Genomic DNA, 11,630 nt, shown 5'->3' on the forward strand with positions numbered 1-11,630 from the left:
TCTTGATTAAATGCGACTTTATTTCTTTCACAATTATATCAGAGAGAACGAATTGTATAGGACTATTCCGAAATTGTTTTAACAACTTGAGTATGCTCGATTCAAATGAATAATCACAACTATCAAAGATAGTGGTATCTAAAGTTATTTTTGTGATTTTTCCATCTATAATTTTTTTCCGAAGTTCTTTATATTTTCTTTCCTGAAGTTCTTTATCTTCTTCGTTTTTCTCTGGAATCATGTTGCTAAAACTATAAGGTGAGATAGAGTGAAAGAAGACACACTATAGCCATGTCTCATCCTTCATCATAACAAATTTTATCTCCTTTAATCAAACAAGGCTGTATCCAGCGCCATTCCCGTTCCTTGCGTCCCTCCCCCGTCGCCACTCTACGCCAATGCCCGCGTCGCCAATGCGTTTTTGGGCTGGCGTGAGGCCAATTATACTATACGAGAAAAGGGCGGGAGTATCGATATCTTCTATTTCTCCTGATAGATTTTCAGAGAAACTGGTATTCTAAGATGTAGACGTATCGAAACGCGGTAGTGTTACAAAAGTGTGATTTTGTAAGTTATCAGCCTTGATATCGCGTGCTGATATCGCGACATCTTGATTCATCCCAAAATGCGATCGCATAAAAATTAGAAAAATTACTATTGCAAAATATTCTCAATTAGAATATACTAAAGTAGTTAATGGTGAATTGATTCTTTACTTAGCCAGCGATCGCTACTGAAAGAGAAGGTTGAAAGAAAAAGTGTTGTTAATTTTTAAATGGGGTCAGATTCCGATTAAGTTTTGTCGTCAACATTGGCGCTATTTCCCAGTAGGATTTGTTTTAATTGCGGGACTCAGTATTTCTACGATAATGACCATTTTTGTCGATCGCTCTGTGCGATCGCAAACTCGAGAACAATTCGATCGACGTGCAGACAATCTTGCTTTTGCATTACAGCGAAATCTCGATGATGTATCTCAAGTAGCTCGATCGCTTTCTGGATTATATAACGCAACAGACACCGTAACAGCAGAAGAATTTCGCGAATTTTCTTTGCAAGTCTTGAGAAATGCACCGGGAATTTTAGGAGTGGGTTATGCACCTAAAGTCATTCAAGAAGAACGAATAAACTATGAAGAAAAGCAGAATCTAAAAATTTGGCAAATAGGCGATCGCCAAGAACGAAAAATTGCATCGGAAATGACTGAATATTTTCCGACAACCTATCTCGAACCTTACGAATCTTTACAACCCTTACTGGGCTACAATCATTATAGTGAATGGCAACGAAAAGCCGCCATTGATAAAGCTAGAGATACCAGTGTTTTAGCGATCGCTCGTAGTTTGTCCTCTCAAGTTTTGACTCAAACAGAATTTACTATTTATTCTCCAGTTTACAATAATTCCCGTTCTTTAGCAACGCGAGAAGAGCGTCAAAAAGCATTTTCTGGCATTGCTTACACGACCTTTGAAATAGAAAATATTGTTCGCATGGCGCTCAAAGGACTTGATATAAACTCTTTCGATTTTTATCTTTATGAAATGCCAGTCGATCGCCTTGAATCTGCCCTCAATAAAAATTTAAGTTCGCCTAAAGAGCAATTTTTAATTGCTTATAATTCTCAGCAAGAACGATTTTTAAAAGATGCTGAAAAAGCAAAAATAGAACAATTGCTGGCAAACTCCCCGAATCATCGTCATTGTCCTTATAGTAAAGATTGGACAGTTTGTATTCGCACCGTAAATTTAGAAGATCGGGAATGGTCATTATTGATTTTACCAGAGACAGAATTTGCTGGGATACTAGGAAAGCTGGTAGGTACATTCGCGATCGGTTTTCTACCTACTAGCGTTTTAGCTTTATATCTTTTCATGTCCCTGAAACGAACTTCTCAGCAAGAAAAATTACTAAAAGCATTGACCAATTCAGAAGAAAAACTTAAATCTCAAAAACATGAACTGGAGAATACCTTAAAACAATTAAAACAAACACAATCTCAACTTGTTCATACCGAAAAGATGTCTGGATTGGGACAAATGGCGGCAGGAATTGCCCATGAAATCAATAACCCGATTAGTTTTATTTACGGTAATATTGAGTTTATTCTCCAATATTATCAAGAGATAACAAAACTGCTTAATTTATATCGCAAACATAACCCCACCCCTCATCCTGAAATTCAAGCAGAAAGTGATAATATTGATTTAGAATATATCCTTGCAGATTTTCCTGAAATTCTAAAATCTATCCAGTCTGGGGCAAAACGTATTAAAGAAATTGTTCTTTCCATGAGAAATTTTTCTCGTTTAGATGAATCAGAAATAAAGTCTGTAGATATTCATGAAGGGATTGAAAATACTTTGACAATTTTGCAACATCGTCTTGAAGCAACACAACAAGATTCTTTTATTCAAGTCATTCGAGATTATGGAAAACTACCGCATCTAGAATGTAATCCAGGACAGCTAAACCAAGTGTTTATGAACTTACTCATCAATGCCATTGATGCGCTACGAAACACCTGCGATCGCGAGAAACCCATCGAAAAACCGCAGATCGTTATTAAGACCCAACTCACCAGCGATCGCCATATTGCAATTGAAATTTGTGATAATGGTGTAGGAATCCCTGAAGAAATTAAATCTAAATTATTCGATCCATTTTTTACAACGAAACCCGTCGGAAAAGGACAAGGTTTAGGTTTATCCATTAGCTATCAAATTATCAGAGAATTTCATCGCGGCCAATTAGAATGTATTGCCAAACCGGGACAAGGTGCGTGTTTTCGCATTCTTCTTCCTCTAGACCTTTGACCCTTGTTCTTTTCCTCAATCCAGCGAGAACGAACAAACTGGTATTCTAGAGTTAAACTACCTCAAAATGCGATCGCGAATGGCTCATTGTTACGAATTTCCCCGACCGGCAATTACCGTTGACTGTGTTGTTTTTGGCTTAGACGAACAACATACCCTAAAAATCTTGCTGATCCAGCGCAATTTATCCCCTTTTAAAGGACAATGGGCATTGCCTGGTGGATTTGTTCGTATAGGGGAAACCCTTGAAGATGCAGCACTACGAGAATTGCAGGAAGAAACAGGGGTAAAAGATATCTTTTTGGAACAATTATATACTTTTGGTGCAATCGATCGCGATCCCCGCGATCGCGTTATTACCGTAACTTATTATGGTTTAGTCAACCTCGGGGAATACCAACTAGAAGCGACCACCGATGCGGATGAAGCTGCATGGTTTCCCTGCGATCGTCTACCTCTTCTCGCATTCGACCACGAGATGATTTTTCAGACTGCTTTAAATCGCTTAAAAGGCAAATTACGGTATGAACCGATAGGGTTTGAACTCTTACCCAAAAAATTCCCTCTCTCCCAATTACAAAAACTCTATGAAATTGTCTTGGGACAAGAATTAGATAAGCGCAATTTCCGCAAAAAAATTCTGAAAATGGATTTATTAATTGAACTAGATGAGAAACAAAAAGATGTTCCTCATCGTGCCGCGCGTCTCTATCAATTTGATGAGAAAAAATATCAATTACTTAAACAGAAAGGCTTTAATTTTGAATTGTAAACGATGTTCCTAATGTATCAAGCAAATTATACTGAACTAGATTCTAGCAATCTTTACGGAGAATGTCAATCTATGTGTACGGACGTTAAATTTAACGTCCCTACTTTGGGTAGATAGATAATTTCCTGCCCATCTTACTATAGATTTACATTTTTGAGATGCACCCGCATTACATTCGTTCTAGAACTGAAATTCCCAATAAAGATAACCCTTGTTTGAGCGTTCTTGCGGTTAAATCGCATAACATTAAACGAGAAGTTCGCACGGGTTCTTCTGCTTTGAGAACTGGGCAGTTTTCAAAGAATTGATTGAACTTTTGACTAAGTTCGTAGAGATATTGGCAAAGACGATTGGGATATAAATCGCGTTCGACTTCTGCGAGAACATCTGTTAATTGTAAGAGGTGTTTGGCAAGAATGAGTTCATATTCTTCTTGGAGGATAATTGCAGCGCGATCGCGTGCCGGGGGAAGTATCTTTACTGTATCGGGAGTTCCCAAAACTTCTCTTTTTGTCTCTTCTAATTTTTGCTTAAATTGCTGGCGTTTTTTATAGAAAAGGAGATGATTGAAAGCAAACCAAAGAGTGGAACTAAAACCAGTCAACCGTAGAACTTGAGGTAATAAGGGAATGTGATGAATTGCAAAATGAATTTTGACGATCGCATCAATAACAAAAATAATTGTTACCAAAACTCCCGACGCGATCGCGATCGGTTTAAAGGTTGGCCAATTATCTTGGAATTGTTGTTGAATATATTTTGGTCCGATTTTGGCGATCGATATTGATTCTGCTGTTGTTAAGGCACTCGAACCGATTTTTTCTTCTTTGCGTCCAATGCCTTGAGTTCTGACATAAGTATATAAAAGATAAGGGACAGTATTCCCTTTCAAGTCCAGCATTTTATCATAATCAAAAATATATTCGCTGGTTCGATTTTGGCTCAAATCGGCATATTTCACCGCACTTATGCCCACGATCTCGGCAACGTTTTCCTTAAAAGGTTCGCTTTCGGTTCTATTCTTTTCTTGCAAGCGTTTATCTAAGTCTTGATAAGCACGAGAAACTGCTTCATCCAACAAGTCTTTTAAACGGATGGTATCTCCCGAACGAGTTTGTAGTTTTTTCCCATCTTTGCCTTTAACAACTCCAAAAGGAACGTGAACTACTTCTACATTTTCTGGTAGAATGTTCGCTTTGCGGGCAACTTGAAACACTTGAACAAAATGATTGCCTTGTCCTGCATCTGTGACGTAAATAATGCGATCGGCTTCATCTTTTCCCGTGCGGTATTGCAGTGCGGCTAAATCTGTGGTGGCATAGTTAAAACCGCCATCAGTTTTCTGGACAATTAAAGGGAGGCGATCGCCTTCTTTATTGGTAAACCCTTCTAAAAATACGCATTTTGCCCCTTCATTTTCCTCCAATAGTCCCACGGAGTCTAAATGTTCGACAACACCGGGAAGCAGGGCATTATAAAAAGACTCCCCTCGTTCTTGTAAGCTAATATTAAGGCGATCGTAAATCTGTTGAAATTCTTGCCGAGATTGTTCGCATAATAATTGCCAAGCATGACGACTATCTTCTGCCCCAGATTGTAAATTAACCACTTCTTGACGCGCGGTTTCTTGGAATGCTTCGTCCTCATCAAATTGCTTTTTCGCTTGACGATATAATGTCACTAAATTCCCTAAATCTAAAGCATTTGCTGTCATCAATGCTTCGGGATGAGTTTCTCTTAAATAAGCAATTAACATCCCAAATTGCGTCCCCCAGTCTCCCACATGATTGAGACGTAAAACATCGTGACCGCGAAACTCTAATATTCTGGCAATACTATCGCCAATAATAGTCGAACGTAAATGCCCGACGTGCATTTCTTTGGCAATATTAGGGCTAGAAAAATCAACAATAACTTTTTGAGGCTGCTTAACTTGTTCCACCCCCAAACGGCGATCGCTTGCCATTGTTGCCAATTTTGTCGCCAAATAGTCCGGTTTGAGAGTGAGGTTAATAAAACCAGGTTTGGCAATTTCAGGAGACTCGCAAAAGTTGCTAATTTCCAGGCGATCGCAAATATCCTGGGCGATCGTCATAGGATTTTTCTGCAAACGTTTCGTCAAACTAAGGGCAACATTAGATTGATAATCCCCAAATTTCGGATTGCTGGCCAAAACAACAAGGGGATCGGTGTCGCTAAATTCATCGCCAAAAGCGGCAACTAAAGCATGACTGAATTTTTGGGTGAGTTGGGTTTGAATGGAAGACATGGGAAAGGATAAGGGATAAAGGATGAACGATCGGTGATGAGGGATGAGGGATAAAAAAATGAACAATTGTCCCATTTCCCAACTATCAACTATCAACTATCAACTATCAACTATCAACTATTGTATAGATTTGGGTCATCTCTTGTCGCCCTCGCAGTTGAATTTCCATGACAGGTTTACCACTAAAGCGATCGCGGACTAATTCATAAGTTTCGCGGGAGATAAGAATATTATAAGGGCGTTCTTCGGTAACTTGTTTATTGAGAGATTCCAAACGGGCGGCAATATTAACCGTATCCCCCACTACAGAGTAATTGAGACGCTGCATTCCCCCCAAACTTCCCGCCATTAATAACCCCGAATGAATGCCGACTCCGATGCGAATTAAGGGGGAATTACCTTGTTGCAATTCTTCATTTAACTGTTCGAGACGTTGGTGCATGGCGATACTGGCGGCGATCGCATTCAGGGCATCTTGTTGAATATTATCAGATTGTGTATGGGGAAAAGGAACGCCGAAAACAGCCATAATTGCATCTCCGATATATTTATCGACAACTCCGCCATGTTCCATAATACAGGCAGTCATGGTGTCTAGATAGCGATTTAACCAGCGAAAGAGTTCTGGGGGGGTCATTTTCTCGGAAATGGAGGTAAAACCCCGAATATCCATAAATAGCACTGTTGCAGCCAGTTCTGCGGCCAAGAGTTCCCCCTCCTGAAAGAATTCATCTTTATGTTGCCAAATTAAACTAGCGGTTTCTGGAGAGACATATTTCTCAAACAGACTCATTAACTGCTGTTTTTCCCACTGTTCCCGCAATTGAATCCCCGTCGCAGTGAGAAAAAGAGTGCCGATGGGGGTAGCAACGGGAATCCACAGAGTGCGCCAAGTGAGAATAATTAAAGCAAGAGCTAACCAAACAATGGGAAAAGCGAGAACGATCGCCAAACGCCGTTGTAAGGTTCGCTGGATTAAAAGAAAACTGGCCAGCAGTCCAATGGGAATCAAGAGGAGAAATTCCCCCCATTGCGGCAAACGACGCAGAAAGCGATCGCCTAAAATATTGTCAATAATGGCGGCATGAAGATAAACCCCAGAGGTGGGAGGATTGACATTCAGGGGGGTTCTAAGGGGATCGTTTGCCCCGGTTGCGGTAAATCCCACTAAAACAAGTTTATGCCGCAAATCTTCAGGGTTAAAATTCCCTTCAACAATATCGACGAAGGAATAAGTAGGGAAAGATTCTGTTTTGCCGATCCAATTAATGAGACGGTTTTGGAATTCGCGATCGCCTTGGGGTTGGGGAATTTTAGCAATGGGGGGTTCTCCTTCTGCTTCCCGCAGGAAATTTTCGACTTCCACCATCGCTAATCCTAAATTGGGGATGGAAAAATCAGTCTCATTATTCACCCACAGGGTAACTTCACGAGAAATGCCATCGGAGTCCCGTTGATGAAGGATTTGCCCTTGGTTAGCGGCAACTTCGGCGAGAATGGGGACGGGTTCGAGGGGAGTCGATCGCCCATCTTGCAAGCGGGTCCATGTCCTTCCCAAAACCACTGTTCCTAATGCGTCCATTGCTGCGGCAAATTCTTTATCTTGGGGACTGCGATCGGCAAAAATAATGTCAAATCCCACCACAAGGGGATAAGCGCGATCGAGGGATTCTAACAGTTTGCTATAGCGATCGCGGGGCCAGGATTGAAACTGTCCGTATTCTTGCAGGCTCTTTTCATCAATGCCAATAATGGCGATGCGATCGTCCCATTCTGATTGGGGTCGCAGTTGAAAAAGAAGGTTATACCCCGCACGTTCGAGGGGATTCCAGATTCCGGTTGGGATAGAAATAACCGTGAGAATTGTCGCGATCGTCCCCGCGATCCAAGGAGGATTCGTTCTCAAATAGTGCTGCAAGCGAGCAAACATAGGATTAGTTTAAAGTTACTATTGTTTGTAAAGAAATGTTACAGATTTGCAAAATTCTAGAAAAAGGGGTGACACCCCCCACCCCAACTGTTATATTAATACTTGTAGATGCACCCTGATGATTGGGGGAGTTGCCAAAACGGTGACTCTCTTTTTTTTTGACTTTTTTTGTTTCTACTTATAGCGCTACGCGCTAGGCAATAGGCAACAGGCAATAGTAAGCAATAACTGGGTTTTAGAAGTTAGAGATGTCCTAACTTTAATGCGTAGTGCTATACAAAATGCAAACAGTAGACCCCCAAGAGAGTCTACTGTCTGTCTGAATTATTTGTATTACTGCATGGCTTCTAAATAATCTCGAACGCGGTTGCGACGCTTAGGCTGACGTAATTTTTGTAAGGCTTTCGCTTCAATTTGCCGAACTCGTTCTCGAGATAATTCTAAAGCGCGACCGATTTCAGCCAAGGAATAGGGACTGCCCGTTTTTAATCCATACCGCAATTGAATCACTTCTCGTTCCCGCGTGGTCAAATCCGAAAGCAAGTTTTGTAATTCTCGCAATAAGGCTTCCCGCATCAAATTTTCTTCGGGAGAGGCTTCCTCAGTTTCCAATAAATCCCCCAATTCCGTATCTTTCTCCTTACCCACCTTAATTTCTAAGGAAACCGATCGCGGTATCCGCAACAGAACATCTCGCACCTGTTCGGGAGTCATATCTAATTCTTTAGCAATATCCTCAGTTTTGGCCGTGCGTCCCTGTTCTTGGGAAATTTTGCGCTGTGCCTTTTTAATCTTGTTCAGTTTTTCCGTAATGTGTACCGGGAGGCGAATAGTGCGGCTTTGAGTGGCGATCGCCCTCGTAATGCCCTGACGAATCCACCAGTAAGCATAGGTACTGAAGCGATAACCTTTGGTAGGGTCGAACTTCTCAACAGCGCGTTCTAATCCCAAAGTCCCTTCTTGAATCAAATCTAACAATTCTAAACCGCGATTCTGATATTTCTTCGCCACAGATACCACCAAGCGCAAGTTGGCTTTGATCATATGTTCTTTAGCGCGAATGCCAGATTTTTGTAGGTCCTCGAGTTCTTTGACCTGCAAATCCGCTAACATTGCCCAAGAGCATTTGCCAAGGGCGAGATCTGCCTTTAGGGTGGCAACATCTAGATCGACTATAGCTGCCCACCGTTCCCAAGAAGGGCGATGACCCAATTGAGCCGCGAGGCGATCGTGTGCTTCAATTAAAGCCACAAAGCGGTGCATAACGTTGACTTGATGGCGGTGTAGTAAATAAAGCTGCCATGAAGTTTCCGTAATATTTGCTGCTAGATCGGGGCGCAAAAGCAACTTCAATGTTAAATATAATTCGGGTTGGGTGGCTCGGGCGGACATTTCGCGGCGCAAGTCCAATAAGCCGACATAAGATTGAATGATTTGTGCTTCGGCGACCTCTTCATCGCGCTTCAAAAGAGGGACGCGACCGATTTCGGTTAAATATAAACGAACTAGATCTGTTGTGTTACGGTTGGAACGTTTGGCGGTTTCCATCGCGTCTATTCCTTCAACCTCAAATTCAACAGAGGGATCGGCCGGATTGAAATCTACCTCTGGAGAGAGGCGATCGTGTTCTCGGGACTCGACGGACAAAGATGGTGTTGGCATAATAACTTCTCGCTGGCGATCTGTGAAAATCGGGGAAAGGAAAGAACTGTTTTTGCGTCAGTCCCCACGCTAACAACCGCACTCTGAATTGACCCCTCTGTAAGGGCTCGCAACAATCAATCCCCGTTATCTCTATTGTAGATGCGCCCCCTTTCTAATTGGGTGATGCGGTACTTTGGGTGGGGTGATGCTTATCAGAAACTAAAATAATCTACGTCACTCGAAAGGGTGATTCCTGAAGGATCGAGAGAAATTGCTCCTCATCCTGGGATTCATCCGCGCCATTTTAAAACTCTTTCTTTGATGGGATTCTCAAATTTGCGCCCTTCTGCTACAGCACGAAAAAATTCGTTTTTGATTTGGTAGTACCACTTGGCCTGGGTATCGGCATCATTAATCAACATTAAAGGGGGATTGTGTTTTAAGCCGATTTGTTGCTGCACCACAACGCGGCGATCCTGATGGAGAAATGCTTTGGCGAAGGGACGTAATAATGGCACTAAAGCGCCCAACCACGGGACATTCCAATAAGCGATAAAGTTAACTTCTGTTTCGGTTTCCGAGAGGGGTGTTACTGCGGTTAAATTGGTAATAATGGACTCTCCAGCCCTGAGTTCTTCGATGCGAATTCCCGGTAATTGAAATGATATTTCTGTTTCTGGGACTCTTCCTCCTCCTAAAAGGCGATACATAGGAGTGACAATATCTATTTTATGTCGTGCCATTGTGAATCCGTAAAGAGAGGGGACAAAAAGCCGTGCCTGTTCTTGAAAATTGCCTTCAGAACGCCACCACCACGCCCGATGGACGAAGGGAGAGTGAGCCGGATCCATCAATCCCACCACGGCATGATCGACAAAACAGGGGAAATGAACGGTTTCTAGGAATTGGTAGGGGCGATCGCCAAATTCCGCTACCCGAGGCGGATCCATTTCTGGTTCGGGCATAGTGAGATCGCGATCTGTCTGGCGATCGCTCATATAAATCCAAATATTCCCTTGTATTTCTCTCACTAAATATGAATTCACGCCAAATCGCTTGAGATCGAGGGTTTGTCCTTCTACCAAAGCAGGAATTTCTGTACAATTTCCCTCGCCGTCAAAACGCCAACCATGATAAGAGCATTCTACTTCCTTGCCGTCAAAACGTCCGCAACTGAGGGGAATGCCGCGATGAGGGCAAATATCTCGCAGGGCAAAAACTTCCCCATCTTGACGACGACCAAATAAAATCGGTTCTCCCAATAAAGTTTTTGCTAACATTTTTCCCCGTTTGAGGCGGCTTCCAGGTAGCCCGTAATACCAAATATTGCGGAGAAAAAAGTCTTTCTGTGGGGTCATGGGTAGTGGGTAAGGGTATTAATAGACTGGCATTGTAGATCGTAATCAAGATTTTTGAGAAACCGATGGCCTTTTCAGGATTTTCTCAGATCGTCATGGGATAAAGATAGTTATCAACATAGTATAAGTTCCAAACTCGCTCTTAAAACCATGAATTTAACTAAATATTTTATTATTCTCGGCTTTACTCTTCCTCTTCTCACGGGCTGCAATTCTCTCCCTTTTCTGCAAGCGGCTACTCCAGAGAATACCGTCGAAGAAACGCGATCGCCAAATTTCGATTTTACTTACGACGAATATGCCGATGTTCTGAAAACCTATGTTGACGAAGATGGTTTTGTTGATTATAAAGCACTACAACTCAATCGACAAAAACTCGATCGCTTTAATCAATCTCTCGCTTTAGTCTCCCAAGAAATGTATGATTCTTGGAATGAAAAGGAACAAATTGCATTTTGGACTAATGCGTATAATTCTTTTACGTTACAATCCATTATCGATCAAGAACCTTTAAAAAGTAGTATTAAAGATATTTTAGGGGTTTGGAAGGGTCGCCGTTTCCAAATTGCCGAACAATCCAAAACTTTAGATGATATCGAACATAAAACCTTACGACCTAATTATAATGAACCGCGAATTCATGCTGTTATTAATTGCGCTTCAATTAGTTGTCCTATTCTCCGAACCGAACCCTATACTGGAGAGAAATTAGAAGAACAGTTAGAAGAACAAACGCGGGGCTAGATTTCTAGTCCTCACGGTATTCAAATCGATCGCGCAAAAAATATTGTTTCTCTCTCTTCTCTTTTTGATTGGTTTGGTAGTGACTGGGAAAAAGATTATA

General features: G+C 41.7%; 8 protein-coding genes. 3 read left to right on the top strand and 5 right to left on the bottom strand.

Going from position 1 to position 11,630, the window contains the following annotated elements; genetic code table 11:
• Positions 1-241, bottom strand: a 241-nt coding sequence (locus VB714_RS19715) for a PIN domain-containing protein (RefSeq protein ID WP_323226380.1), incomplete at its 3' end; no start/stop codon positions are given.
• 517 nt (positions 242-758) lie between these two features.
• Between VB714_RS19715 and VB714_RS19720 the strand changes: the two genes are divergently transcribed.
• Both VB714_RS19720 and VB714_RS19725 read left to right on the top strand, forming a co-directional pair.
• The gene (locus tag VB714_RS19720; protein WP_323226381.1) at positions 759-2,813 is read left to right on the top strand and encodes a CHASE domain-containing protein; all 2,055 of its coding nucleotides are present in this window, start codon (positions 759-761) and stop codon (positions 2,811-2,813) included.
• A gap of 79 nt (positions 2,814-2,892) precedes the next feature.
• Positions 2,893-3,585: an NUDIX hydrolase gene (locus VB714_RS19725; RefSeq protein WP_323226382.1), complete on the top strand. Its 693-nt coding sequence runs from the start codon at positions 2,893-2,895 to the stop codon at positions 3,583-3,585.
• Between the two features lie 169 nt (positions 3,586-3,754).
• Here VB714_RS19725 and argS read toward each other — a convergent pair whose 3' ends face one another.
• The 4 genes from argS to VB714_RS19745 all read right to left on the bottom strand — a co-directional run bounded on the left by argS (position 3,755) and on the right by VB714_RS19745 (position 10,786).
• A complete protein-coding gene (gene argS, locus VB714_RS19730; RefSeq protein ID WP_416309746.1) occupies positions 3,755-5,854 on the bottom strand; it encodes an arginine--tRNA ligase in 2,100 nt (699 codons plus the stop codon).
• 106 nt (positions 5,855-5,960) lie between these two features.
• The gene (locus VB714_RS19735) at positions 5,961-7,784 is read right to left on the bottom strand and encodes an adenylate/guanylate cyclase domain-containing protein (protein WP_323226384.1); all 1,824 of its coding nucleotides are present in this window, start codon (positions 7,782-7,784) and stop codon (positions 5,961-5,963) included.
• A gap of 333 nt (positions 7,785-8,117) precedes the next feature.
• Entirely contained in the window at positions 8,118-9,332 is a 1,215-nt protein-coding gene (gene sigC, locus VB714_RS19740) for an RNA polymerase sigma factor SigC (RefSeq protein ID WP_416309747.1), read from the bottom strand.
• Between the two features lie 386 nt (positions 9,333-9,718).
• Positions 9,719-10,786: an aromatic ring-hydroxylating dioxygenase subunit alpha gene (locus VB714_RS19745; RefSeq protein WP_323226386.1), complete on the bottom strand. Its 1,068-nt coding sequence runs from the start codon at positions 10,784-10,786 to the stop codon at positions 9,719-9,721.
• A gap of 150 nt (positions 10,787-10,936) precedes the next feature.
• Between VB714_RS19745 and VB714_RS19750 the strand changes: the two genes are divergently transcribed.
• Positions 10,937-11,530 (top strand): DUF547 domain-containing protein, encoded by a 594-nt coding sequence (locus VB714_RS19750; protein ID WP_323226387.1) that lies wholly within the window; start codon positions 10,937-10,939, stop codon positions 11,528-11,530.
• The last annotated feature ends 100 nt before the right edge of the window (positions 11,531-11,630 follow it).

It is taken from the genome of Spirulina sp. 06S082 (assembly GCF_034932145.1).
Taxonomy (GTDB): Bacteria; Cyanobacteriota; Cyanobacteriia; order Cyanobacteriales; family Spirulinaceae; genus CCY15215.